Origin of the sequence: Nocardioides sp. YIM 152315 (genome assembly GCF_029210375.1) — a bacterium.
Lineage (GTDB): Bacteria > Actinomycetota > Actinomycetes > Propionibacteriales > Nocardioidaceae > Nocardioides.
Genome location: NZ_JARGER010000042.1, coordinates 226,719 through 251,851, shown reverse-complemented (window position 1 = coordinate 251,851; position 25,133 = coordinate 226,719). Strand labels below are relative to the sequence as shown.

Below are 25,133 nucleotides of genomic sequence, written 5' to 3'. Positions count from 1 at the left end.
GGCTCAGACGCCGGCGGCGCGCTTGAGCGCATCCGCGCGGTCGGTCCTCTCCCAGGTGAACTCGGGGAGCTCGCGGCCGAAGTGACCGTACGCCGCGGTCTTGGCGTAGATCGGGCGGAGGAGATCGAGGTCGCGGATGAGCGCGGCCGGGCGGAGGTCGAAGACCTCGAGCACGGCCTGCTGGATCCTCTCGTCGGCCACGGTGCCGGTGCCGAAGGTCTCGACGAAGACGCCGACCGGCTGCGCCTTCCCGATCGCGTAGGCGACCTGGACCTCGCAACGCCGCGCGAGGCCGGCGGCGACGACGTTCTTGGCGACCCATCGCATGGCGTACGCCGCGGAGCGGTCGACCTTCGACGGGTCCTTGCCCGAGAAGGCGCCGCCCCCGTGGCGGGCCATGCCGCCGTAGGTGTCGACGATGATCTTGCGCCCGGTCAGGCCGGCGTCGCCCATCGGGCCGCCGACGACGAAGCGGCCGGTCGGGTTGACCAGCAGGCGGTAGCCGTCCGACGGCAGGTCGAAGGTCGCGAGCACCGGGTCGATGACGTGCTTCTTCACGTCGGCCTCGAGTGTGTCGAGCTGCGTGTCGTCGTCGTGCTGCGAGGAGAGCACGACGGTGTCGACGCGCACCGGCCGGTTGTCGTCGCCGTACTCGATCGTGACCTGGGTCTTCCCGTCGGGACGCAGGTAGGGCAGCGTGCCGTCCTTGCGGACGAAGGTGAGGCGCTCCGCGAGGCGCTGGGCCATCACGATCGGCAGCGGCATCAGCACGTCGGTGTCGTCGCAGGCGTAGCCGAACATCAGGCCCTGGTCGCCCGCGCCCTGCTTGTCCATGGCGTCGGTCGAGCCGGTGCGGCTCTCGTGTCCGGTGTCGACACCCTGCGCGATGTCGCCGGACTGGCCGCCGATCGCGACCATGACGCCGCAGGACGCACCGTCGAAGCCCTTGTGCGAGGAGTCGTAGCCGATCTCCAGGATCTTGTCCCGGACCTTCTGCTTGATGTCGACGTAGCCGGTCGTGGTGACCTCGCCCGCGACCACCACCAGGCCGGTCGTCAGCAGCGTCTCGACGGCCACCCGGCTGTGCGGATCCTGCTCGAGCATGGCGTCGAGGACCGAGTCGCTGATCTGGTCGGCGATCTTGTCCGGGTGCCCCTCGGTCACCGACTCCGACGTGAAGAGACGTCCGGTCACTGCTGCTCCTAGCTGTGGGTGTTGCGGTTCGGGCACACCATATCCGGCGTCCCGCATGTCGGGATGGGAGTCTCAGGCTCCCTCATCAGAGTCGGTCAGCGACCTGGTCCCAGATGACGTGGGCGAGGGCGGCCTTCGAGCCGCGGGGCACGTCGACCGCGGCCCCGTCGGCCGCCAGCACGACGGCCTCGTTGTCGGGGCTGCCGAAGACGGCTCCCCCACTGACGTCGTTGACGACCAGCAGGTCGCAGCCCTTGCGGGCGAGCTTGGCGCGAGCCAGGTCGAGGACCGAGCCGGTGTCGTCGCCGGTCTCGGCGGCGAACCCGACGATCACCTGCCCGGGGCGAGCCCGCTCGGTGCTGATCTCCAGGAGGATGTCGGGGTTCTGCGTCAGCCCCACGACGGGGGCGGAGCCGTCGCTCGCCTTCTTGATCTTGGCGTCGCTGACGGCGGTCGGCCGGAAGTCGGCGGGCGCGGCGGCCATGACGACCGCGTCCGCGGACGCCGCGGCGGTGACGACCTCCTGGCGCAGCTGCGCCGTGGTCTCGACGCGCACGACCTTGACGCCGGCCGGGTCGGGCAGCGTCACGTTGGCGGCGACCAGGGTGACCTCCGCGCCCCGGGCGGCCGCCGCGCGTGCGAGCGCGTAGCCCTGCAGGCCGGAGGACCGGTTGCCGAGGTAGCGCACCGGGTCGAGGTACTCGCGGGTGCCACCCGCCGACACCACGACGTGCCGACCGGCCAGGTCGAGAGTCGTCGTACCCCGCACGAGGACCTCGCGGCAGACCTCGAAGATCTCGTCGGGGTCGGGCAACCGGCCCTTGCCGGTGTCCTTGCCGGTGAGCCGGCCCTCGGCGGGCTCGATCACGAGGACCCCGCGATCACGCAGGGTGGCGACGTTGGCGCGGGTGGCGGGGTGCTCCCACATCTCGGTGTGCATCGCCGGCGCGAAGACGACCGGACAGCGCGCGGTCAGCAGGGTGCTGGTGAGCAGGTCGTCGGCCTGGCCGTGCGCGGCCCGGGCCAGCAGGTCGGCGGTGGCCGGGGCGACCACGACGAGGTCGGCCTCCTGGCCGATGCGGACGTGCGGCACCTCGTGGACGCCCGTCCAGACGTCGGTCGCGACCGGCTTGCCCGAGAGCGCCGACCACGTCGGCGCGCCCACGAACTCGAGCGCCGCGGCGGTCGGGACCACCGTGACGTCGTGCCCGGACTCGGTGAGCAGCCGCAGCAGCTCGCAGGCCTTGTACGCCGCGATGCCGCCCGAGACCCCGAGGACGACCCTGCTCAGGGAAGTGCCCGTTGCTCAGGCGTCGCCGGCGTCGGCGGCGGCGGCCTGGGCGGCGGCCTCCTCGGCGGCGAGCTCGGCGGGGTCGATGTCCTCGCAGACCAGGAGGTCGTCGTTGATCTCGCGGAGCGCGATCGAGAGCGGCTTCTCCTGCACGTGGGTGTCCACGAGCGGGCCGACGTACTCGAGCAGGCCCTCACCGAGCTGCGAGTAGTAGGCGTTGATCTGCCGGGCGCGCTTGGCGCTGAACAGGACCAGCTTGTACTTGCTGTCGGTCTTGGAGAGCAGGTCGTCGATCGAGGGGTTGGTGACGCCCTCGGCGGCGATGTTGGGGGCAGACACGCGGAAGCCTCACTGATCGGTCGGGGATTGCGTCATCAAGGCTACCAACTCCTCGGCGGCAGCGTGAACTTCGTGGTTGACGATGCTCACGTCGAACTCGGCCTCGGCGGCCAGCTCCTCCCGGGCGGTCTCGAGCCGCCGCTGCCGCTGCTCCTCGGTCTCGGTGCCGCGGCCGACCAGGCGGCGCACCAGCTCCTCCCAGGACGGCGGCTTGAGGAAGACGAAGAGCGCGTCGGGCATCGACGCGCGGACCTGCCGGGCGCCCTGGAGGTCGATCTCCAGCATCGCGGGGCGCCCCGCGGCCAGTGCCTCCTCGACCGGTCGCCGCGGGGTGCCGTAGCGGGCCGCCTTGTGGACCACGGCCCACTCCAGGAGCTCGCCGCGCTCGACCATCTCGTCGAACCGCGCGTCGTCGACGAACCAGTAGTGCACGCCGTCCTGCTCCCCCGGTCGCGGCGCGCGCGTCGTGGCCGAGACGGACAGCCAGACCTCCGGGTGGCGCCGGCGTACGTCGGCCGCCACGGTGCCCTTGCCGACCGCGGTGGGTCCCGCGAGGACGACGAGCCGGGACCGCCGCGCCTCGTCAGTCACGCGAGGCGAACTCCTTCTCGAGCGCCGCGACCTGCTTGGTGCCCAGCCCGCGGACCCGGCGGCTCTCGGCGATCCCGAGCTTCTCCATCAGCTGACGGGCGCGCACCTTGCCGAGGCCGGGCATCGACTGCAGCAGGTCGACGACCTTCATCTTCCCGATCACCTCGTTGCGCTGGCCCTCCTCGATGACCTCGGAGATCGAGGCACCGGAGTTCTTCAGCCGGTTCTTGACCTCGGCCCGCTCCCTCCGGGAGGCGGCGGCCTTGTCGAGAGCCGCCTGGCGCTGTTCGGGGGTGAGCGGGGGCAGAGCCACGAGCGTGGTCCTTCTGGTCGAGGTCGGGTGACGGTGCCGAGAGCACGTCGATCAAGTGGTCAATCTAGTCAGAACCGTCTCGCCCCAGCAATCGGGACGCTCAGAGCGTCAGCGGTGTGTGGCAGACGTCGCGCGCCTGCTGGTCGAGGTCCTGCAGCGCCTGCGCGGTCTCGGCGCTGCCGAGTCGCGTGGCCGCGTCGGCGATGGCCTTCCTCTGCGCCGCGGCGAGGCCGGCGGGCGGGTGCTGCGGGTCGTACGCGGCGGCGTCGACACCGGCGTCGTCGAGCGCGTCGCGGAGGCCCTCGATGCTGCCGACCACCTGCTGCCACTCGTCGGAGATGTCGGACGGCGCCCGATCCTGGAGCTCGCGGAGGATGTCGAGCGACTGGAGGAGCGCGTCGGGCTGCCCCGCACCAACGACCTCGCTCAGCTCCTCCTGGCGGTCGGCGACCGCGTCGCAGTAGTCGTCGGCGTCGTCGCCGCACCCGCCGAGCAGGACCACGGCCAGCAGCAGGACGAGGAGTCGCCTCACCTGCGCAGCTCGTCGTTGGTGCGTCGTACGGCGTCGCGCAGCGCAGCGACGTCGGGGCCGAGTCGCAGCACCTCGCGCGAGGAGCTGGGGGTCACGACGGCCGCGCTGGCGCCGAAGATCCGGCGCACGTCGGCCGCGGTGCCGCCCTGGGCGCCGTAGCCCGGCGCGAGGATCGGTCCGTTGAACGCGAAGTCCTCGGTGCTGTCGTCGATCGTCGCACCGATCACGGCACCGAACGAGCCGAGAGGCGTCGCGTCGGCGTTGAGGCGGCGCAGGTGGTCGAGCACCCGTCCGGCGACGGTGCCGCCGTCGGCCCGGGCGTGCTGGACCTCGGGGCCCTCCTTGTTGGAGGTCAGTGCCAGCACGAAGACCCCGGCGTCGTGCTTGCGGGCGGTGTCGATCATCGGGTCCAGGGACCCGAAGCCCAGGTAGGGGCTGGCGGTGATCGCGTCGCTGGCGAGTGGCGAGCTCTGGTCGAGGTAGGCGTCGGCGTACGCCTGGCTGGTCGAGCCGATGTCGCCGCGCTTGACGTCGAGCAGGACCAGGGCGCCGGCCGACCGGGACTCGGCGATCACCCGCTCGAGGACGGCGATCCCGCGACTGCCGAAGCGCTCGTAGAAGGCCGACTGCGGCTTGACGACCGAGGCGTACGGCGCGACCGCCTCGACGACCGTCAGCGCGAGCCGCTCGAGCCCCGCCACGTCGTCGCCGAGGCCCCACTCGTGCAGCAGCGCGGCGTGCGGGTCGATGCCGACGCAGAAGGGTCCGCGGTCGGCCAGTGCGGCGTGGAACCGGTTGCCGAACGTCATGGTGCTCCTTCGGTCCAGTGTGCGATGGGAGATCCACCGATCTCCGCGTCCGAGGCGGTGGAGGAGCCACCGCCGGCGAGCGCCGTCACCCCGACGCCCCTCGGACGATCCGGCGGGGCCAGGAGGGGCCCTCGTAGATGAACGCGGTGTAGCCCTGCAGGAGCGTGGCGCCCGCGTCCAGGCGCGCGCGAGCGTCCGCGATCGTCGTGATGCCGCCGACGCCGATCAGACACAGGTTGGGGCCGACCCGGCCCCGCAGCAGCCGGAGCACCTCGAGCGAGCGATCGGTGAGCGGGCGTCCGGAGAGGCCGCCGGCGCCGATCTCCTCGACCTTCGAGGACGGCGTGCGCAGCCCGTCGCGCGAGATCGTCGTGTTGGTGGCGATGATCCCGTCCAACCCGATCGCCAGCGCCAGGTCGGCGACGTCGAGCACGTCGTCGTCGGCCAGGTCGGGCGCGATCTTCACGAGCAGCGGCTTGCCCAGGGCCAGCCTCTGCACCGAGGTGAGGATCGGCTCGAGCTTCTCCACCGCCTGGAGGTTGCGCAGGCCGGGCGTGTTCGGCGAGCTCACGTTGACGACCAGGTAGTCGGCGTACGGCGTCAGCAGTCGCGCGGACTTCTCGTAGTCGCGGACCGCGTCGTCCTCCGGGACGACCTTCGACTTGCCGATGTTGATCCCCAGGATCGGCCCGGGCCGGCGGCCGCGGGCTCTCAGCCGGGCCGCGACCACCTCGGCGCCGTCGTTGTTGAAGCCCATCCGGTTGACGACCGCACGGTCCTCGGTGAGCCGGAAGAGCCGCGGCTGCGGGTTGCCCGGCTGTCCCTCCCCCGTCACGGTGCCGATCTCGACGTGGCCGAAGCCCAGCGCGCCGAGGCCGTCGATGCCCACGGCGTTCTTGTCGAAGCCCGCCGCCAGCCCCAGCACGTTCGGGAAGGTCAGCCCCATCGCGTGCACCGGCGTGCCCGGCGTACGACGGAGCCGGGTGACCGGCCGCGCCGCGCGGATCGCCCGGAACGCGGTGCGGTGGGCCCGCTCGGCGTCGGTCCGGGTCAGGCCGTGGTCGAAGAGGGTGCGGTAGATCATGGTCGGGCCGCCCAGTCCTGCAGCGACCTCACCCGGATGTCGCCGCGCTCCAGCGCCTCGATGCCCTGGACCGCCGCGCCGAGACCCTGCACGGTCGTGACGCACGGGATGTTCGCCATCACTGCGGCGGTGCGGATGTCGTAGCCGTCGGCGCGGGTCGAGCCACCGCCCGCGCTCACCCCGTGCGGGGTGTTGATGACCAGGTCGATCTCGCCGTCGAGGATCAGCTGCACCGTGGTCGGCTCGCCGTGGGGGCCGACGCCCTCGTGGTGCTTGCGCACGATCGCGGCGTCGACGCCGTTGCGGCGCAGGACCTCGGCGGTGCCCTGGGTCGCGAGGATCTGGAAGCCGTGGTCGGCGAGAACCTTGATCGGGAAGATCATCGTGCGCTTGTCGCGGTTGGCCATCGAGACGAAGACCCGACCACCGGTCGGGAGCGGCCCGAACGCACCGGCCTGCGCCTTCGCGAACGCCGTGCCGAAGTCGGCGTCGAATCCCATCACCTCGCCGGTCGACTTCATCTCCGGACCGAGCACCGTGTCGACCTGGCGGCCGTCGGGCGTGCGGAACCGGTTGAACGGCATCACGGCCTCCTTGACCGCGATCGGCTGGTCGGGCGGCAGCGTGCCGCCGTCCCCCGACGCGGGCAGCAGGCCGTCGGCGCGCAGCGCCGCGATCGACTCCCCCATCATCACGCGGGCCGCGGCCTTCGCCAGCGGTGTCGCGGTCGCCTTGGAGACGAAGGGGACGGTCCGGCTGGCCCTCGGGTTGGCCTCGAGCACGTAGAGGACGTCGGAGCCGAGCGCGAACTGGATGTTCAGCAGCCCGCGTACGCCGACCCCGCGGGCGATCGCCTCGGTGGCCTCGCGGATCCGCCGGATCTCGGCGTCACCGAGCGTGATCGGCGGCAGCGCGCAGGACGAGTCGCCGGAGTGGATGCCGGCCTCCTCGATGTGCTCCATCACGCCGCCGAGGAAGAGCTCCTCGCCGTCGTAGAGCGCGTCGACGTCGATCTCGACCGCGTCGTCGATGAACCGGTCGACCAGCACCGGGTGCTCGGGGCTGATCTCGGTCGCCCGCTCGATGTAGCCCTCGAGCGCCGCGTCGTCGTACACGATCTCCATGCCGCGGCCGCCGAGGACGTACGACGGGCGCACCAGCACCGGGTAGCCGATCTCGGCGGCGACCCCCTGCGCCTCGGCGAAGCTGGTCGCGAGTCCGTGCTTGGGCGCCGGGAGGCCGGCCCGCGCGAGCACGCGGCCGAACGCACCGCGCTCCTCGGCCAGGTGGATCGCCTCCGGGGAGGTGCCGACCACCGTGACGCCGTTGTCCTTGAGCGCCTGCGCCAGCCCGAGCGGCGTCTGCCCGCCGAGCTGGCAGATCACCCCGGCGACCGGCCCGGCCTGCTCCTCGGCATGCACCACCTCCAGTACGTCCTCGAGGGTCAGCGGCTCGAAGTACAGGCGATCGGAGGTGTCGTAGTCGGTCGACACCGTCTCGGGGTTGCAGTTGACCATCACGGTCTCGTAGCCGGCGGCCGACAGCGCGAGCGACGCGTGCACGCACGAGTAGTCGAACTCGATGCCCTGGCCGATCCGGTTCGGGCCGGAGCCGAGGATGATCACGGCGGGTCTCTCGCGCGGGGCGATCTCGCTCTCCTCGTCGTATGACGAGTAGTGGTAGGGCGTCGCCGCCGCGAACTCGGCCGCGCACGTGTCGACGGTCTTGTAGACCGGGCGGATGCCGAGCGCGTGCCGGACGCCGCGCACGACGTCGGCCGTCATGCCGCGGATCTTGCCGATCTGCACGTCGGAGAAGCCGTGCCGCTTGGCCTTGCGCAGCAGCGCGGGGGTCAGCTCGGGCGCGGCGGTGACCTCGGCGGCGATCTCGTTGATCAGCATCAGCTGGTCCACGAACCACGGGTCGATGCCCGTCGAGTCGAAGACCTCCTCCGGGCTCGCTCCGGCGCGGATCGCGTCCATCACCTTGCGCAGCCGGCCGTCATGCGGCGTGCGGATCTCGTCGAGCAGCGCGACCTTGTCGAGCTCGACCCACTCCTGGTGCCAGTCGAACAGGGCGTCCCTCGACTCCAGCGAGCGCAGCGCCTTCTGGAGCGCCTCGGTGAAGTTGCGGCCGATCGCCATCGCCTCGCCGACGGACTTCATGTGCGTGGTGAGGGTCGGGTCGGCCCCCGGGAACTTCTCGAACGCGAACCGCGGGACCTTCACGACGACGTAGTCGAGCGTCGGCTCGAAGGCCGCGGGCGTGCTCTGCCCGTCCTCCCGGGTGGTGATGTCGTTGGGGATCTCGTCGAGCGTGTAGCCGATCGCGACCTTCGCGGCGATCTTCGCGATCGGGAAGCCGGTCGCCTTGGAGGCCAGCGCGCTCGACCGGGAGACGCGGGGGTTCATCTCGATGACGATCACGCGCCCGTCGACGGGGTTGACGGCGTACTGGATGTTGCAGCCGCCGGTGTCGACGCCGACCTCGCGGATGATGCCGATCGCGAGGTCGCGCAGGTGCTGGTACTCCCGGTCGGTGAGCGTCATCGCGGGAGCGACCGTGATCGAGTCGCCGGTGTGCACGCCCATCGGGTCGAGGTTCTCGATCGAGCAGACGATGACGACGTTGTCGGCCCTGTCGCGCATCACCTCCAGCTCGTACTCCTTCCACCCGATGATCGACTCCTCGATCAGCACCTCGGTGGTCGGGCTGGCGGCCAGGCCGGCGCCGGCGATCCGCGCGAGGTCGCCCTCGTCGTAGGCGATGCCGGAGCCGGTGCCGCCCATGGTGAACGACGGGCGCACGACGACCGGGTAGCCGAGCTCGGTCACGGCCTTCTCGCAGTCCTCGAGCGTGTGGCACACGAAGCTGCGCGCCACCTCGCCGCCGACCTTGTCGACGATGGCGTTGAAGAGCTCGCGGTTCTCGCCGCGGTGGATCGCCTCGAAGCTGGCGCCGATCATCTCGACGCCGTACTTCTCGAGCACGCCGCGCTCGTGCAGCGCGATCGCGGCGTTGAGCGCGGTCTGGCCGCCCAGCGTCGGGAGCAGCGCGTCCGGACGCTCCTGGGCGATCACCTTCTCGACGAAGTCGGGGGTGATCGGCTCGACGTAGGTCGCGTCGGCGAACTCCGGGTCGGTCATGATCGTGGCCGGGTTGGAGTTGACCAGGATCACCCGCAGGCCTTCGGCCTTGAGCACGCGGCAGGCCTGGGTGCCCGAGTAGTCGAACTCGCAGGCCTGACCGATGATGATCGGCCCGGACCCGATGACCATGACGGACTTGATGTCCTCGCGCTTCGGCATCAGGCGCCCTCTCCCTCGACGTGGTTTCGAGACGGTTGCTGCGCAACCTCCTCAACCACCGGAACGTCGGTTGAGGAAGGCGCGCTAGCGCCTGTCTCGACACCACCCATCAGGTCGACGAACCGGTCGAAGAGGTACGCCGCGTCGTGCGGTCCGGCGGCGGCCTCCGGGTGGTACTGGACGGAGAAGCCCTTGAGCCTCCCGCCGGCGTCGCGGAGCTCGAGCCCCTCGACGACGTCGTCGTTGAGGCAGACGTGGCTGACGCTCGCCTCGCCGTACGGCGTGGTCGTCGACCCGTCGAGCGGGGCGTCGACGGCGAAGCCGTGGTTGTGGGCGGTGACCTCGGTCTTGCCGGTGGTGCGGTCCATGACGGGCTGGTTGATGCCGCGGTGGCCGTACTTGAGCTTGTAGGTGCCGAAGCCCAGCGCCCGGCCGAAGAGCTGGTTGCCGAAGCAGATGCCGAAGTAGGGGATCTCCTCGGCCAGGGCGCCCTGCAGCACCTCGATCTGGTGCGTGGTCGCGGCCGGGTCGCCGGGGCCGTTGGAGTAGAACAGGCCGTCCGGGTCGATCGCCTTGACCTCGTCGAGCGTGGCGGTGGCGGGCAGCACGTGCACCTCGATGCCGCGCTCGGCCATCCGGTGCGGCGTCATGGACTTGATGCCGAGGTCGAGCGCGGCGACGGTGAAGCGCTTCTCGCCGACGGCCGGGACGACGTAGGTCTCCCCCGTCGACACCTCGGAGGCGAGCTCGGAGCCGGCCATCTCGACGGACGCCTTGACCCGTTCGAGCAGCGCCGCCGGGTCGGCCCCGGTCGACGAGATGCCGACCCGCATCGCGCCGCGCTCGCGCAGGTGGCGGGTGAGCGCGCGCGTGTCGATGCCGGAGATGCCGACGACCCCCTGCTCGCGCAGGGCGTCGTCGAGGCTGCGGCGCGACCGCCAGCTGGAGGCGCGGCGCGCGGGGTCGCGGACCACGTAGCCCGCCACCCAGATCCTCCCGCTCTCCGGGTCCTCGTCGTTGACGCCGGTGTTGCCGACGTGGGGCGCGGTCATCACGACGACCTGGCGGTGGTAGGACGGGTCGGTGAGCGTCTCCTGGTAGCCGGTCATGCCGGTGTTGAAGACCGCCTCGCCGTACGTCTCGCCGACGGCGCCGTAGGCCTCGCCGTGGAACGTGCGGCCGTCCTCGAGGACCAGGACCGCGGGTCCCGACCGAGCCGGGGTGTCAGGGGCATGCGGGGGCACGCCGTACCTCCTTCTCCGCCTCACGGGACGGGTCGTTAAAGGATGTCGAGCGTCGCCGATGCTATCAGCGGCTCGGCCGCAGGACGCGCGTCGTCTCGCCGGAGCGGTGCCGCGTCGGCGCGCCTCAGGCGGCGAGCACCGGCAGCAGCGCGGACTCGGCGGAGGAGAGGAAGCCGCCGAGGTCGACCAGCACGGGTGCGAACATCGCCCGGACCCCGGTGCCGACCCGTTGGCGACGCGTCAGGCGTCGGGTCGCCCCGCGGACGGCGACGTCGACACCGTCCGGCGTCCAGGCGAGCTCACCGTCCTGGACGAGTCGGCGCACCGTGCGGCACAGCCGACCGGCCAGCCCGCCCGACGTGGTCCACAGCCGCGCCTCCAGGGGCGGGGCCGCACGGTCCTGCAGCAGCTGGCTGAGCAGCGCGCGGAACTCGACGCGGCCGAGTCGCCCGACTTCGACGACCACGTCGCCGCCCCGGACCGCGTCGTTGATCTCGCTGCGGATCGGGACGACGAGCACGCACTGGTCCTCCCGGGCCTCGCGGCGCAGACGCTGCGCCTCGAGCGCGTCCACGTCGACGATCTCGGGGAGCACCTCGACCGCGGCCGAGGTCCGGCCGAAGGCGCTCTCGGCCAGCCGGGCCGCCTGCCGGGCGACGGTGCCGCGGCCCGAGCCGGGCTCGCCGAGCAGCCACACGATGCCGCTCGCCGCCGGGCCCGCACCGAGGAACCTGATGACCCGTGCGACCTCCTCGACCAGGTCCGCGTGGTGCTCCGCGGGGGTGCACCGCTGCTGCTCCCCCGCGGTCACCACCTGCAGGTAGAGCGCGCGGGACCGGGGCGACGGCTGCACCCCGTAGTCGTCGGCGAGCTGCTCGCGCAGGCGCTCGAAGGTGTCGATCGCCAGCCGGGTCTCGCCCAGGCCGGAGTGCGCGACCATGAGTGCCCGCGCCGACGCCTCCGTCCGGCCCAGGCCGTCCGCGAGGTGCGCCATCTCGAGGCTCTCGCGCATCCAGCCCAGCCGAGCGGCGGCAGCGGCACCGTCCAGCAGCATCCGGTGCCGCAGTCCCCGGAGCTCGTCGCGCAGCTCGTAGACGGCGTCGCAGGAGGATCCGGAGACGACGAGGTCCCCGCCGCAGGTCTCCATCGCCTCGCGCACCAGCGTGACGACCTCGAGGCACTGACCCGAGTGCCAGGCGTGGTCGGCCTGCTCGGACAGCTCTCGAAGCCGACCGACGTCGCTGCCGACCTCACCGAGCGCGATGAGGTCGCCCGACCGACTCAGCACCTCGGGGCCGAGGACCTTGCGCAGCTGTGCCATCGCGGTGCGCAGGCTGCCCCGGCCACGACCGGTGTCGGCCGCCGGCCAGAGCTGCCCGACGTAGTGGTCCGCACACGTCCAGCCCCGCGCGCCCACCAGGAGACGGAGCAGGTCCAGCGCCTTCACGGTCGGCACCGCGCCCGCGTCGACCACGACGCCGTCCTGACGCTCGAACACCATGGTTCCCAGCAGGTTGAGCCTCGCGGGCATGCGCACCTCCGCCAGATGACCGGGGCCGACCACACTCGTCCCCCGTGGTCCGACTACACGACTCATCACGTGGTGCGCGCAGCGTCTTCCGCACCGGGTCCCCAAATTTGGACGATCCTCGCCGACAAGACAGCACGACGGCCCGGACCAGGGGGGAACCGGTCCGGGCCGCGTGCCTCTCGTCACCTACCTCACCGCGCGGTCACCCTCTCGGAGACGGCCTCCAGCCCTCGACCGGACCTGCTCCAGGCGCTGACGCGGACTCGGTAGGTGCCTTCCGGCAGGCGGAAGGAGAGGATCCCCCGGTCCGGCCCGACCTGGCGGCTCCGGACCGCCTTGCCGCTCGCGGCGCGCACCACCGTCACCCGGTAGCCCCGGATGGTCCGACCGCCGGTCGCGGTCGGTGCGGTCCAGGCCGCCCGGACGGTCGTGGCGCCGCCACGCTTGCCGGGCTTCACGCGCACGCCCGGGCGACCCGGAGCGGTGCGCCGCACCTTCACCGCGGCGGACACCCGGCTCTCGGAGAACCCGGCGCTGTCCGAGAACGCCGCCACCGCGCGGACCCGGTGGCCGCGCAGCCGGTCGGTCACCGGCAGCCTGCTGCCGCTGGCCGGCAGCGCGACCCAGCCGGCGCGGGTCCGCCGCTCCCAGCTCCAGTCCAGGTCGCCGAGGCCGTTCCCGTCGGCGACGGTGCCGCGGGTGGCCTTGAGCAGCGTGCCTCGAGCCGCGAACCGGACGGCCGGCCTGCCGGTGGCGAGCCGGTTCACCGGACCGGTGCCCGGTGCGGCACCCGCGCCGGTGCCGGTCCCGGTGCCGGTCCCCGTGCCGGTGCCGGTCCCCGCACCCGGGCCGGGGTCCGGGTCCGCGCTGGGCCGGACCGCCTCGCTCTCGCCGGACTCCGGACCGACGCCGGCGGCGTTGAGCGCCGCGACGGAGAACCGGTACGCCGCGCCGGGGTCGAGGCCGGTGAACACCATGCTGGTCCGGTCGGACCCGACGGTGCGGTGGGCGGCCACCTCGCCGCCGCGCCGTGCCGTCACCCGGTAGCCGGTGATCGCCGAGTTGCCGTCGAACTCCGGTGCCTGCCAGCTCACGGTGATGCCCTGGGGGCTCACCGACGGTGCGGCCAGCAGGCTCGGGGCCGCCGGTGGCACCACCGCGGGAGCGCTGCCGTCGCCGGCGATCCGGTTGGGCGCCGGAGCCGACGCGGCCTCCTCCGCGGTCCCGTGGTCGTCGGTGTAGCTGGCGACGACGCGCACGAACCGGTTGGCGTGTGCCGGGGTCGGGATGTAGCCCCTGATGTTGAACGGGTTGTCCGCGACCGTGGTCCACGGCCCACCGAGGTCGGCCGAGGTCTGCCACAGCCACCGCATGGTCTCCCCGGCCTCCTCGAGGCCGTCGTCGTCGGCGAGGCCAGAGGCACTGATCCGGCTGCCGACGACCGGTGAGTCGGTGCTCAGCACCGGAGATGTCGGCGCGTCGTTGACCCCGATCACTCCGGCGGTGGTCACCGGCGAGATGATCGAGCGCAGCACGCCGCCGTCGAGGAAGGTGACCTCGATGCGCAGCGCCGTGTCGAACTCCGCATCACCGGGCCGGAACTGCACGCTGCAGGTGAGCGAGCCGTCGACGGTGGTGCAGTCCGCGTCGCGATCGACCGACTGGACCTCGGCCGTCAGCCAGTCGGCCTGGCCGTTGACGTCCTCGAAGTCCGTGGCCATCCACCGGAAGGAGATGTCCTGCGGATCGGCCACGACCTCGCTGTCGAACGTCACCGTGCCGGTCACCGGCTGGTCCTCGACCGGAGCGGCACCCGGGTAGGTGATCTCCGCGCTGCCGAAGTCGCCGCACGACTCCATCGTCGCGAGGACGAAGCAGCCGTTGGAGAACCGGACCAGCTCCACGTTGCGCAGGATGTCCTGGCCCTCGGCCTCCTCGGCCTCCTCCTCCGTGAGGTTGTGGGCAACCTCCCAGTACCCGTCGCCCAGGTCCCGGATCGTGTACTGGGCGCTGCTGGCGCTGAACACGGCCGTGTCGAGCACGCCCGTCTGGTCCGGGTCGACCACGATCTCGCGGACGATGTCGATGCTGCCCGGGTCGATCGTGCCGTCGAAGACGCCGGCCTGCAGCTGGGCGTCGGCCGCGTCGTCGTACCGGACGCCGTCGGCGACCAGGTAGACGTCGAGGTAGGCGTCCCCGTCGATGAAGTCGTCACCGACGCGGCTCTCGAACAGGTCGCTTCCCGAGCCGCCGATCAGCAGGTTGCTGACGCCGTCGGTGTCGAACCCGACGTCCTGCGGCATGAACCGGTCGGCGTAGTTCTGGACGTGGCCCGGGTCGAGCATCGCCTCGAGCCCCGCGATGCGGTCCAGGGACGCCTGGCTCAGCTTGTGCGAGTCGAGGTCGGCGTCCGGGATGTCGTCGACCGACTTGCCCATGCCGCGCAGCACGTCGTCGCCGCCACCGCCCGAGATCGCCTCGACCAGGTCGAACCGGTCGCGGATCGCCTGGTTGTCCGGCCGCTGCAGCGTCGTGAACAGCAGGTCGACGTCCACGCCGCTGTCGTCGCCGCGGTAGGTCACCCAGTCGTACCCGTGCATGCCCTCCATCCGGTCGGTGCCGGCGCCGCGTCCGATGAGGATGTCGTCGCCGCCCTCGCCCTCCACGTCGTCGTTGCCGGGCCCGCCGTCGACGACGTCGTGCCCGCCGTGGGGGTTGTTCTGGAACTGGTTGGCGTTGTCGCCCTGGAGCAGGTCGGCGTGCGCGCCACCCTGCAGCCAGTCGTGACCCTCGCCGGCGAAGACCGTCTCCCGGCCGTTGCCGCCCATGATCACGTCGTCCCCGGTGCTGCCGAAGACCGACTTGAGGTCGTTGCCGGTGGTGACGAAGTCGGCACCGTGCCCGGCCAGCACCAGGTCGTCGCCGGCACCCGCCTTGATGGCGTCGTCGCCGAACCCACCCTTGATGTTGTCGTCGCCGAAGGTGTCGGTGAGGATGTCGTCACCCTGCCCACCGACGTGTGAGTCGTTGCCGGAGCCACCCTCGATGCGGTCGTCGCCGCCGTAGCCCCACAGCGCGTCGTCACCCTGACCGGCGCGGATCCGGTCCGCCTCGGTCCGGTTGCCGTGGATCTCGATGTGCTCGTCGCCGTCCCAGCGCCAGGTGCCGTCGGGTGCCTGGGTCAGGCCCTCCGGCAGCGGGTCGGGGAGGCTCTCCAGGTCGATGAACGGGTCCTGGATGGCGAAGATGTCCGCGGGCAGCAGCGACGCGTCGGTGTTGCGCTGGATGAGCCCGGCGAACGAGTTGCCCTCGAGCGCCGAGAACAGCTGGTTGCCCTGGTTGCGGAAGAGGTAGTAGAAGCGGTCGCCGAACTGGAGGTCCTCGAGCTGCTTCTCGAAGACGTAGTTGAACGTCGAGCCGAGCATGCCGCCGAACGGCTCCAGCGCCTCGGCCAGGCCGCCGACCCAGAAGTCGACGTTCTCCAGGCCGGTGTTGGTGCCGTCCGCGACGGCCCAGCCGCCGGTGCTGTTCATGAAGGCCTCCCGGTCGGCCGGCGCGCCCTCGCCGCCGTTGACGAGCAGCGTCGCCGCCGCTCGCTTGCCGACGACCGTGCCGACACCGGTGATCGACGGGTGGGTGCCGTAGGCCGCCACGAAGTTCACGAGCGAGGCGTTCGGGTACGACGTCGTACGCCCGAAGTTGTCGCCGTTCTTCAGGCTCAGCCCGAAGTCGGTCCAGCTGCTGTAGGGCTCCAGCATCGGGTCGCCGCTCTCGTCGAAGAACGTCTTGCGTGCGACCTGGAGCGGCGGCACACCGGCGTCCCGGCTGCGCGCGATGTTGATGGTCGCGAGGTCCAGCGGCAGGCCGAGCAGGTTGTTGCGCAGGGTGCCGATCACGAACTCGTCGATCTGGCCGCCCACCTGGTTCGTCGTGCCGTTGACGATCGCGCCGGCGGCCTGCTCCGGGGTGAGCGTGCCGTTGTCGTCATAGGAGCGCGGGTTGAGGAACCCGGCGAGCAGGCTCACCGACCCCACGTCCGTCCCTGGCAGGTTCCGCTCGATCTCCTCCGTGAGCATCGAGTGCCCGAACCGGTAGACGACGTGCGCGAACTCCGCCTTGATGGCCGGGTTGATCGTGGCGTCGTAGCTGTTCTCGTTCAGCACGATGGCGTCGATCGCGGGCTGCACCTTGCGGGCGAACTCCTCGAACACGAGGTGCTGGTACTGCATCTCGGTCGGGAACTTGGCCGCCTGGAAGAGGCGCTCCTCGTAGGACCAGTCGTCGGCCTCGGGCCCGGACGGCAGCCGCTCGCCGAGCAGCTCGGAGTAGTCGTTGTCGAGCCCCTGGAAGGCCTTCTTGAGCTCCGCGTTCTCGGGCTTGTCGAGGATCTCCTCGATCTCGCCGATCATCCGGTTGTGCTCGGAGTGGAAGATGTGGTGCACCGCGGTCAGGCCGATGTTCTCGTTGCCGCGACCGTCACCGGTGACGAAGTGCTCGCCGAGCGCCACGTTGTCGTATCCGGGCGGCGCGTTCGGATCGGAGTTCTCCACCGGCGTCGCACCGTTGGCGATGTCGTCGAGGAAGGCGTGGTTGGTGCGCATCGCGTCCGCGGTGGGGATCGCGCCGGCCCCGGCGGCTCCCTCCACCGCCCCGCCGGCCGTCATCAGCTGCGGGAAGCCGTTCGGCCCGGGCACGAAGTTGCCGTAGAGGTCCGTGGCCAGCATCGGCACGTTCAGCGCATCGGTGTCGACCAGCTCGATGCCGAGCAGGTCGCGGGCCTGGGCCTTGACGTCGTTCCAGGTCGGCAGGCCACCGGTCGAGCCGTCGGGCAGGGTGCCGTCGAGCAGCCTCCCGGTCGCGTGCGGCTTGCCGTCGACCAGCTCGTACTCCCTCAGGAACACCTGGTGCGACGGGTGCGAGGTGTAGGTCTGGTTCTGGTCGATGAACGGCGTGGTCTGGTTGTTGTGCTGGTCGTCCGCCGTGCCGATCGTGCCGTCCGGCCCCGGGAGCCGGGTCGCCCGGGTCAGCATCAGGAAGCGACGCGACGGGGGCAGGTCGTCGGCGGTGTCGAGCTCGCCGTCCGCACCGGCGATGAGCGGGTCGTCGGGCTGCAGCGGGACGACGACCGTGCCGTTGCCGCCCTTGTTGACCAGGTCGAGGCCGTGGTCGAAGAACTGGCCGAAGAAGGTGAACCAGGCGTTGAACGGCGCCGAGAGCGCCTCGTCGGCGGTCGAGTTGGGGATGAAGACCTGGCCGTCCTCCAGCGTGGCCGGCTGCCCGGCCTCGACCGACGCCTCGTACGCGTTGAGCGCGGCGGGGTTGGCCTCCGACTGGTCGACGATGAGGTTGCTGATCGTCCGCGGGTCGGTGTCGTAGACGAAGCCGGACGTCTGCGCGTAGCAGGTCGGAGCCGCGTCCTGGCAGGGGTCGGTCGCGCCCGCAGGGTTGGGCGGGGCGCCGGGCGGGGCGGCCTCGCCGGGCCGCCACACCGAGGGCAGGAGCCGCGGGAAGGCCCGGTCGGAGGAGCCGAACGACGGGTGCAGGAGGTTGTTGAACGAGCCGTCGACGGTCCGCAGGCCGACCGGCAGCGCCGGGTCGGTCACGCACTTGCCGCTGGTGTCGGTCGGCTGGTCGCACAGCAGCCGCTTGCCGGCCGCGTGGGCCTCGGCCACCTGGATCTGCTTGAGGATGTGCTCGAGGTCCTCCTCGATCAGCAGGAAGTCCGGATCACCGTCCGTCGCCGCCCGGGCCGGCGCCGTCGCCAGGCCGACGCCACCCACGGCGAGGGCCAACGCCACGAGTCCCCCCACGCACGGTCGCGCCAGGCGCCGGATGCGCACCGCGCTGCTGCCGTCTCTCTTCATGATGAGCTCCCCTCACTGGCTCGCCGCAGACACGCGGCTGCGGGCCGGTCGTGCCCGTGAGAGGAGTGTCCGGAGGGGGCATCACAGGTTCGTGAAAACGCCCGGCGCGGGCCGGGCGGCCCGCGTCAGTAGCGCAGTCAGGCGAGCTTGCCGTCGAGCACCGTCGCCCGCCCGCGCAGGAACGTCGCCACGACGCGGCCCGGCAGCTCCATGCCTCGATAGGGCGTGTTGCGGCTCAGGCTGGCGGACTCGCTCGGCTCGATCGTGCGCCGGGCCGCCGGGTCGTAGAGCACGACGTTGGCCGGCTCGCCGACGGCGACCGGACGCCCGTGCCGGTCGGAGACCCGACCGATCCGCGCCGGGGCATGGGACATCCGCTCGGCGACCCCGGCCCAGTCGAGGCTGCCGGTGTCGACCATGGTCTGCTGCACGATCGAGAGCGCGGTCTCGAGGCCCAGCATCCCGAAGGCGGCGGCCGCCCACTCGCAGTCCTTGTCCTCGTGGGGGTGCGGCGCGTGGTCGGTGGCGACGATGTCGATGGTGCCGTCGGCGAGCCCGGCCCGGAGCGCCTCCGCGTCGGCGGCCGTGCGCAGCGGCGGGTTGACCTTGTAGATCGGGTCGTACGTCGCGGCCAGGTCGTCGGTCAGCAGGAGGTGGTGCGGGCAGGCCTCAGCGGTGACCTGGACGCCCTTGGCCTTCGCCCAGCGGATCAGCTCGACCGAGCCGGCGGTGGAGACGTGGCAGACGTGCAGCCGCGACCCGACGTGCTCGGCGAGCAGCACGTCGCGGGCGATGATCGCCTCCTCGGCCACCGCGGGCCAGCCGGCGAGCCCGAGCCGTCCGGAGAGGTCGCCCTCGTTCATCTGCGCGCCCTCGGTGAGCCGCGGCTCCTGGGCGTGCTGGGCGACGACGCCGTCGAACGCCTTGACGTACTCCAGCGCCCGGCGCATCAGCACCGCGTCGCTGACGCACTTGCCGTCGTCGGAGAAGACCCGGACCCGAGCCGCGGAGTCGGCCATCGCACCGAGCTCGGCGAGCCGCTCGCCCTGGAGGCCGACGGTGACCGCGCCGACCGGGAAGACGTCGCAGTAGCCGGCCTCGCGACCCAGGCGCCAGACCTGCTCCACGACGCCCGCGGTGTCGGCGACGGGCTCGGTGTTCGCCATCGCGTGCACGGCGGTGAAGCCGCCGAGCGCGGCCGCGTGGGTGCCGGTCTCGACGGTCTCGGCGTCCTCGCGGCCCGGCTCGCGCAGGTGGGTGTGCAGGTCGACGAGGCCGGGGAGCGCGATCAGCCCGGTCGCGTCGACGACCTCGAGCTCGGTGGTCGAGGAAGGCGCCCTGGCGCCTGTCTCGACACCACCGGGCTCCTCGATGCCGGCGATCATCCCGTCCCGGAGCAGCAGGTCGGTCGGCTCCCCGCCGAGGACGGCGACGTTCTTGATCACATAGGTAGTGCTCACTCGTCTCCTCCGACGGCGGGGGCGCTGCCGCCCAGAAGCAGGTAGAGCACGGCCATCCGGACGGCGACGCCGTTGGTGACCTGCTCGACGATCACGGACCGGTCGCTGTCGGCGACGTCCGCGGTGATCTCCATGCCGCGGACCATCGGCCCGGGGTGCATGACGATCGTGTGGTCCTGGAGGGTCGCCATCCGGCGCCCGTCGAGGCCGTAGCGCCGGGAGTACTCCCGCGCGGTCGGGAAGAACCCGCCGTTCATGCGCTCCCGCTGGACCCGCAGCATCATCACGGCGTCCGCCTTCGGGATCACCGCGTCGAGGTCGTAGGACACCTCCACCGGCCACGTCTCGACGCCGACCGGCAGCAGGGTGGGCGGCGCGACCAGGGTGACCTCGGCGCCGAGCGTGTGCAGCAGCAGCGCGTTGGAGCGGGCGACCCGGCTGTGCAGCACGTCGCCGACGACGGCGATCCGGCGCCCGTCCAGTCTGCCCAGGTGCCGTGTCATCGTGAACGCGTCGAGCAGTGCCTGGGTCGGGTGCTCGTGGGTGCCGTCGCCGGCGTTGACGACGCTGGAGCGGACCCAGCCCGAGTGGGCGAGGCGGTGGGGCGCGCCGCTGGCGCCGTGTCGTACGACGACCGCGTCCGCGCCCATCGCCTCGAGGGTCAGCGCGGTGTCCTTGAGGCTCTCGCCCTTGGAGAGGCTCGAGCCCTTGGCGGCGAAGTTGATGACGTCCGCGGACAGCCGCTTGGCCGCGGCCTCGAAGGAGATGCGGGTGCGGGTGGAGTCCTCGAAGAAGAGGTTGACCACGGTGCGGCCGCGCAGCGCGGGCAGCTTCTTGATCGGCCGGTCGGCGAGCTCGCGGAGCTCCGCGGCGGTGCTCAGGATCAGCTCCGCGTCGTCGCGACCGAGGTCGCCCGCGCTGAGCAGGTGGCGCTTCACCGAGCCTCCACCTCCTGGCCGGCGACGCCCTGGATGGTGACCGCGTCGACGTCGTCGACGTCGGCGAGCGTGACCTTCACCCGCTCGACCAGCGAGGTGGGCAGGTTCTTGCCGACGAAGTCGGCGCGGATCGGCAGCTCCCGGTGGCCGCGGTCGACGAGCACCGCGAGCCGCACCGCGCGCGGCCGGCCGATGTCGTTGAGCGCATCGAGCGCGGAGCGGATGGTGCGGCCCGAGAACAGCACGTCGTCGACCAGCACGACGGTGCGGCCGTCGACGCCGCCCGGCGGGATCTCGGTCGGCAGCAGCGCCCGCGCGGGCTTGAGGCGCAGGTCGTCGCGGTACATCGTCACGTCGAGCGACCCGACCGGCACGGCGTACCCCTCGACGGAGGCGATCCGCTCGGCGATCCGGCGGGCGAGCGGGACGCCGCGGCTCGGGATGCCCAGGAGGACGAGGTCGTCGGCGCCCTTGTTGCGCTCGAGGATCTCGTGGGAGATGCGGGTCAGCGCCCGCTGGATGTCACCGGCGTCGAGGACGACGCGGGACCCGTCGGGCGACGCCGACGGGCTGGACTGAGGGTGCGCAGACAACGACCTCGGACCTCCTTCTCCGCCTCACGGGACGGCTCGTTAAAAAAGGTCTTGCGCGGCGGAGCCTAGCAAACGCGCGGGCCTCCCCGGATCACTCGCGTCCGCGCATCAGCCGATCAGTGAGGGCCTGTACGTCGCGATCGAGGTGGTCGAGTTTGACGTTCACGACCGAGAGCTCGGCCCGCACGGTGCGCAGGACCAGGGCGATCATCGCCACCACCAGGGCGAAGAATCCCCCGATGAGGGTCCAGGTCTGCGCGTCGTTCACGGTGTCAGTGTCCCCCAGGGCGCACGACGCCGCCACCTGACGCCGTCCGTTTGTGGAGTCGTCAGTCGGTCACGTCGATCAGCACCTTGCCGACCACGCCACCCTCGACCGCGTCGTGCGCCGCGGCCGTCTCCTCGAGCGGGTAGTGGTGCAGCGGGAGGCCCGCGGCGTCGCCGACCCGCAGGGCGCCGTCGGCGACCGCCGCGCCGACGTCGTCGACCGCGGCCCGGAGCAGGCCGGGGTCGAGCGTGTAGAGGATCACGAACTGGAAGCGCAGGTTCTTCCCGAACGCCGCGCGCAGCGGCATGGTCATCTGGTCCCCGCCGTTGTTGGCGTAGATCGAGACCAGGCCGTGCACCTTGACGACGTCGAGGTCGAGGTCGACGTTCTGGGCCGGCGCGACCTCGACGGCGATGTCGACGCCGTCGGGCGCGAAGGTCCGGATCGCGTCGGCGGGGTCGCCGACCGTGTAGTTGACGGTGTGGTGGGCGCCGGCCGCGACGGCGAGTGCGCCCTTCTCGTCGCTGCTGACGGTCGCCACCACGGTCGCGCCCGCCCAGCGCGCGAGCTGGACGGCCGCGTTGCCGACCGCTCCCGCGCCCCCGGCGACGAGCACCACCCGCCCGTCGAGGGCACCCGGGCCGAGTCGCGCGGGGCCGAACTCCGAGGCGGTGAGCGCGCGGTGCGCGGTCACGGCGGGCACGCCGATGCTGGCGCCGAGGTCGAAGTCGACGCCCTCGGGGAGGGGTACGACGTTCGCGGCCGGCTGGACGGTGTGCTCCGCCGCCGTGCCGTGGGCCCGGCCGTGCTGGGCCAGCACGAGCCACACCCGGTCCCCCACCGCGAACCCGCTGACGCCGTCGCCCACCGCGTCGACGACGCCGGCGCCGTCGTGGCCGGGCGTGACCTCGGCGTACCCGCTCATCATGCCGGCGCGGAACTTCCAGTCCGTCGGGTTGACCCCGGCGCGGACGACGCGGACCCGCACCTCACCGGGTCCGGGCTCCGGCAGGTCGCGCTCGACGACCTGGAGGACGCTCGACGGGCCGGTCTCGCGGTAGACGACTGCGCGCATGGCTACAGCATGGCCTACAGCGCCGCCGCCATCCCGGCGCAGGCCTTGAGCCACTCCATCCGGGTGTGGTGGGACAGCTGCGAGTAGGGCACCACGGAGCCGGCGACGAGGGCCGGGTCGTAGGGCACCCGGTAGACGCCGCGGGTGCGCTGCTCGTAGACGTCGACCAGGTCGTCGGCGAGCTTGCTGTCAACCGTCGCGGACGGGTCGGAGAGCACCGTGACCGTCTTGTGCTTGAGGTTCTGGTAGCCGGCGTCCTGGAGGGCGTCGAGCATCCACAGCCCGCTGTAGCCGGTGTCCTCGCGGACCGTCGAGGTGACCACGAGCAGGTCGGCGGCGCCGGCGGCGGCGAGCCAGTTCTCGGCGCGCATGTTGTTGCCGGTGTCGATCAGGATCACCCGGTAGAAGCGCTCGAGCAGCTTGTGGACGGCGTCGAAGTCCTGGGCCCGGATCGTGCCGGTCACGTCGGGGCGCTCGTCGGAGGCGAGCACGTCGAAGTGGGCGTCGCCCTGCGACCGCACGAACGCGCCGAGGTCGCCGATGCGGGACTGGTAGACGTCGGTGAACCGCTCGAGGTCCTCCAGCAGCTCCCGGGTGGTGTTGCGGTGGGCGCTGCGGGTCCCGCGGATGCCGAGCGTGCCGCGGGTCTCGTTGTTGTCCCAGGCGACCACGCCACCACCGCGGACGGTGCCGAACGTGTAGCCCGCCGCGAGCACGCCGGTGGTCTTGGCCGCGCCGCCCTTGGGGTTGATGAACGCGATCGTGCGCGGCCCGTCGAAGTCGCGCTGGATCAGCCGGCGGTCCTCGAGGTAGCCGCGCTCCTCGGCGCCCATCCGCGGGTTGACCAGGCCGCCGGTCCAGCGCCGCATCGCGCCCCGCCAGCCCCAGGTCGCCGGTCCGAGGTCCTGGTCGGCGTCGCGGCGGTCGAGGAAGTCGGTGGCGGACATGAAGCGCCGCAGGTCCGGCTCGTCCGCGGCCGGCTCGGGCGCGGCCTCCGGCTGGTGGCCCACGTGCGCCGGCGGCGGGGCCGCGGGCGGCGGCGTCGCCGGGCGGTACGACGGCGGCGGCGTGGTCGGCCGCGCGACGATCTCCGACCCGGGAGACGGCGTCTCGGTACCCGGCAGCGGGTCCGTCAGCGGGTCGCCCGGGCCGTCGGTGAGCGGATCGCCGTACGTCAACGGCTCGCGTCCGCCGGCGCCGCCCTGCCGGGCGTCGCGCCGCGCGGCGTACGCCGCGAAGTCGTCCGGCGTGTAGAGCCGGTCACTGGTGTCGTCGGCATCGTGTCGCGAGCCCCCGGAGCGCCATGCTTCCTGCGACATCGTTCCTCCCTCGTCGGCAGGACGGTCCTGCACAGCCAACGTCCTTCCCCCAAAACAGATGAGTCACACGCGCGTTCGGGTCACAGGTCGGCGAGGGCCCGGGCGATCGCCCGGTGGAACGTCGGGTACGCGTACTGCATCTCCCGGAGCGTCGTCACCGGGATCGCCGCGTGCACGGCGGCCGTGAGCAGCCCGACCACCTCGCCGCCGTACGGCGCGGCGACGGTCCCGCCCACCAGCACGCCCCGGTCGGCGTCGGCGACCACCTTGACGACGCCCTCTGCCTCCGCGATCCATCCGCGGCTCGAGGCGGCGATGTCGGCGCGGGCGACCGCCACCCGGAGGCCACCCTCGCGTGCCTGCTCCTCGGTCATCCCGACCGCACCCACCTCGGGGTCGGTGAAGGTGACCCGGCTGATCGCATGGTGGTCGGCCCACGGGCCGTCCTCCCCGAGCAGGTCCCGCACCGCGATCCGGGCCTGGTAGAGCGACAGGTGGGTGTAGGCGCCCAGCCCGGTGATGTCGCCGACCGCCCACAGCCGCTCCCCCGCCCGCATCCGCTCGTCGGTCTCGAGGTGGTCGGCGCCCGGGTCGAGCCCGACAGTCTCCAGCCCGATGTCGGCGAGGTGCATGCTGCGGCCGGTGGCAACCAGCAGCCGGTCCGCGACGACGGTGTCGTCACCGACCGCGAGCGCGAACGTGCCGTCGTGACGGACGCCGGTCACCTCGACGCCGGTGCGCACCTCCACGCGGTCGCGGCGCAGCGCCTGGGTGACGACCTCGCATGCCTCGGGCTCCTCCGGGCAGAGGATCCGGTCACGCATCTCGAGCATGGTCACCCGGGTGCCGAAGCGCGCGAACGCCTGGGCGAGCTCGCACCCGATCGGCCCGGCGCCGAGGACCGCCAGCGTCTCGGGCGGCTCGGTCTGCCGCATCACGTCGCGGTTGGTCCAGTACGGCGTGCCGGCGAGCCCGTCGAGGTCGGGGACCGACGGCTCCGTGCCCGTGTTGAGCAGCACCCCGAGGCGGGCGTCGTACGTCGCGCCGGCCACCTCGACGCGCCCCGGGCCGGCCAGGCGCCCGTGGCCGCGCACGATCCGCACGCCCGCCTCCTCCAGCGGGCCGGCGTGGGTGTGGTCGCTCCAGTCGTGGTTGGCCTCGCGGATCCGATCCGCGGCGCGCGACCACGGCTGCCCGCGCTGGGCCGAGTGGATCAGGAGCTTCGAGGGCGTGCAGCCCCAGAACGGGCACTCGCCACCCACGAGGTCGCGCTCGACGCCGACGACCGTCAGGCCCGCCTCGGCGAGCTTGCGCGCGGCGTACTCGCCCCCCGACCCGAGGCCCAGCACCACCACGTCGACCTGGTCCGTCATGCCGACC

At 72.2% G+C, this 25,133-nt stretch carries 19 protein-coding genes; all 19 read right to left on the bottom strand.

The window, feature by feature from the left end; all coding sequences use genetic code 11:
- Positions 1-3 precede the first annotated feature (3 nt).
- Positions 4-1,194 carry a methionine adenosyltransferase gene (gene metK, locus PZ894_RS18830; protein WP_275747162.1) on the bottom strand — a complete coding sequence of 397 codons (1,191 nt, stop codon included), beginning with the start codon at positions 1,192-1,194 and terminating at the stop codon, positions 4-6.
- A gap of 85 nt (positions 1,195-1,279) precedes the next feature.
- Entirely contained in the window at positions 1,280-2,485 is a 1,206-nt protein-coding gene (gene coaBC, locus PZ894_RS18825) for a bifunctional phosphopantothenoylcysteine decarboxylase/phosphopantothenate--cysteine ligase CoaBC (protein ID WP_275747183.1), read from the bottom strand.
- Positions 2,486-2,500: 15 nt separating this feature from the next.
- A complete protein-coding gene (gene rpoZ / locus PZ894_RS18820; protein ID WP_275747160.1) occupies positions 2,501-2,824 on the bottom strand; it encodes a DNA-directed RNA polymerase subunit omega in 324 nt (107 codons plus the stop codon).
- Between the two features lie 9 nt (positions 2,825-2,833).
- The gene (gmk, locus tag PZ894_RS18815) at positions 2,834-3,415 is read right to left on the bottom strand and encodes a guanylate kinase (RefSeq protein ID WP_275747158.1); all 582 of its coding nucleotides are present in this window, start codon (positions 3,413-3,415) and stop codon (positions 2,834-2,836) included.
- Positions 3,408-3,728: an integration host factor, actinobacterial type gene (gene mihF, locus PZ894_RS18810; protein ID WP_275747157.1), complete on the bottom strand. Its 321-nt coding sequence runs from the start codon at positions 3,726-3,728 to the stop codon at positions 3,408-3,410. Before mihF ends, gmk begins: the two co-directional genes overlap by 8 nt.
- Before the next feature lie 100 nt (positions 3,729-3,828).
- Entirely contained in the window at positions 3,829-4,260 is a 432-nt protein-coding gene (locus PZ894_RS18805) for a hypothetical protein (RefSeq protein ID WP_275747155.1), read from the bottom strand.
- Positions 4,257-5,069 (bottom strand): orotidine-5'-phosphate decarboxylase, encoded by an 813-nt coding sequence (gene pyrF, locus PZ894_RS18800; protein WP_275747153.1) that lies wholly within the window; start codon positions 5,067-5,069, stop codon positions 4,257-4,259. Before pyrF ends, PZ894_RS18805 begins: the two co-directional genes overlap by 4 nt.
- 85 nt (positions 5,070-5,154) lie before the next feature.
- Entirely contained in the window at positions 5,155-6,153 is a 999-nt protein-coding gene (locus PZ894_RS18795; RefSeq protein ID WP_275747152.1) for a quinone-dependent dihydroorotate dehydrogenase, read from the bottom strand.
- Positions 6,150-9,461, bottom strand: a complete 3,312-nt coding sequence (carB, locus tag PZ894_RS18790) for a carbamoyl-phosphate synthase large subunit (protein WP_275747150.1) — start codon at positions 9,459-9,461, stop codon at positions 6,150-6,152. Before carB ends, PZ894_RS18795 begins: the two co-directional genes overlap by 4 nt.
- Positions 9,461-10,705 carry a glutamine-hydrolyzing carbamoyl-phosphate synthase small subunit gene (carA, locus tag PZ894_RS18785; RefSeq protein WP_275747148.1) on the bottom strand — a complete coding sequence of 415 codons (1,245 nt, stop codon included), beginning with the start codon at positions 10,703-10,705 and terminating at the stop codon, positions 9,461-9,463. The genes carB and carA overlap by 1 nt, the downstream gene beginning before the upstream one ends.
- 124 nt (positions 10,706-10,829) lie before the next feature.
- Positions 10,830-12,236 (bottom strand): BTAD domain-containing putative transcriptional regulator, encoded by a 1,407-nt coding sequence (locus PZ894_RS18780; protein ID WP_275747146.1) that lies wholly within the window; start codon positions 12,234-12,236, stop codon positions 10,830-10,832.
- Positions 12,237-12,427: 191 nt separating this feature from the next.
- Positions 12,428-18,100 carry a peroxidase family protein gene (locus PZ894_RS18775; protein ID WP_275747145.1) on the bottom strand — a complete coding sequence of 1,891 codons (5,673 nt, stop codon included), beginning with the start codon at positions 18,098-18,100 and terminating at the stop codon, positions 12,428-12,430.
- 137 nt (positions 18,101-18,237) lie between these two features.
- The gene (locus PZ894_RS18770; RefSeq protein ID WP_275747143.1) at positions 18,238-19,560 is read right to left on the bottom strand and encodes a dihydroorotase; all 1,323 of its coding nucleotides are present in this window, start codon (positions 19,558-19,560) and stop codon (positions 18,238-18,240) included.
- Entirely contained in the window at positions 19,557-20,498 is a 942-nt protein-coding gene (locus PZ894_RS18765; RefSeq protein ID WP_275747142.1) for an aspartate carbamoyltransferase catalytic subunit, read from the bottom strand. Before PZ894_RS18765 ends, PZ894_RS18770 begins: the two co-directional genes overlap by 4 nt.
- The gene (pyrR, locus tag PZ894_RS18760) at positions 20,495-21,091 is read right to left on the bottom strand and encodes a bifunctional pyr operon transcriptional regulator/uracil phosphoribosyltransferase PyrR (RefSeq protein ID WP_275747141.1); all 597 of its coding nucleotides are present in this window, start codon (positions 21,089-21,091) and stop codon (positions 20,495-20,497) included. The genes PZ894_RS18765 and pyrR overlap by 4 nt, the downstream gene beginning before the upstream one ends.
- A gap of 91 nt (positions 21,092-21,182) precedes the next feature.
- On the bottom strand, positions 21,183-21,359 hold the full coding sequence (locus PZ894_RS18755; protein ID WP_275747140.1) for a hypothetical protein: 177 nt from the start codon (positions 21,357-21,359) through the stop codon (positions 21,183-21,185).
- A 61-nt stretch (positions 21,360-21,420) separates the two neighbouring features.
- On the bottom strand, positions 21,421-22,434 hold the full coding sequence (locus tag PZ894_RS18750; protein WP_275747139.1) for an NADPH:quinone reductase: 1,014 nt from the start codon (positions 22,432-22,434) through the stop codon (positions 21,421-21,423).
- Positions 22,435-22,448: 14 nt separating this feature from the next.
- Positions 22,449-23,753, bottom strand: a complete 1,305-nt coding sequence (locus PZ894_RS18745; protein WP_275747137.1) for a hypothetical protein — start codon at positions 23,751-23,753, stop codon at positions 22,449-22,451.
- An 80-nt stretch (positions 23,754-23,833) separates the two neighbouring features.
- Positions 23,834-25,126, bottom strand: coding sequence for an NAD(P)/FAD-dependent oxidoreductase (locus PZ894_RS18740; RefSeq protein WP_275747136.1), 1,293 nt, complete (start codon positions 25,124-25,126; stop codon positions 23,834-23,836).
- Between the last annotated feature and the right edge of the window lie 7 nt (positions 25,127-25,133).

Bases quoted from the DNA above. Each gene is read 5' to 3' on its own strand.
- pyrF (WP_275747153.1), bottom strand. From the start codon at position 5,069: ATGACGTTCGGCAACCGGTTCCACGCCGCACTGGCCGACCGCGGACCC.
- PZ894_RS18795 (WP_275747152.1), bottom strand. From the start codon at position 6,153: ATGATCTACCGCACCCTCTTCGACCACGGCCTGACCCGGACCGACGCC.
- carB (WP_275747150.1), bottom strand. From the start codon at position 9,461: ATGCCGAAGCGCGAGGACATCAAGTCCGTCATGGTCATCGGGTCCGGG.
- PZ894_RS18780 (WP_275747146.1), bottom strand. From the start codon at position 12,236: ATGCCCGCGAGGCTCAACCTGCTGGGAACCATGGTGTTCGAGCGTCAG.
- PZ894_RS18775 (WP_275747145.1), bottom strand. From the start codon at position 18,100: ATGAAGAGAGACGGCAGCAGCGCGGTGCGCATCCGGCGCCTGGCGCGA.
- PZ894_RS18750 (WP_275747139.1), bottom strand. From the start codon at position 22,434: ATGCGCGCAGTCGTCTACCGCGAGACCGGCCCGTCGAGCGTCCTCCAG.
- PZ894_RS18745 (WP_275747137.1), bottom strand. From the start codon at position 23,753: ATGTCGCAGGAAGCATGGCGCTCCGGGGGCTCGCGACACGATGCCGAC.
- PZ894_RS18740 (WP_275747136.1), bottom strand. From the start codon at position 25,126: ATGACGGACCAGGTCGACGTGGTGGTGCTGGGCCTCGGGTCGGGGGGC.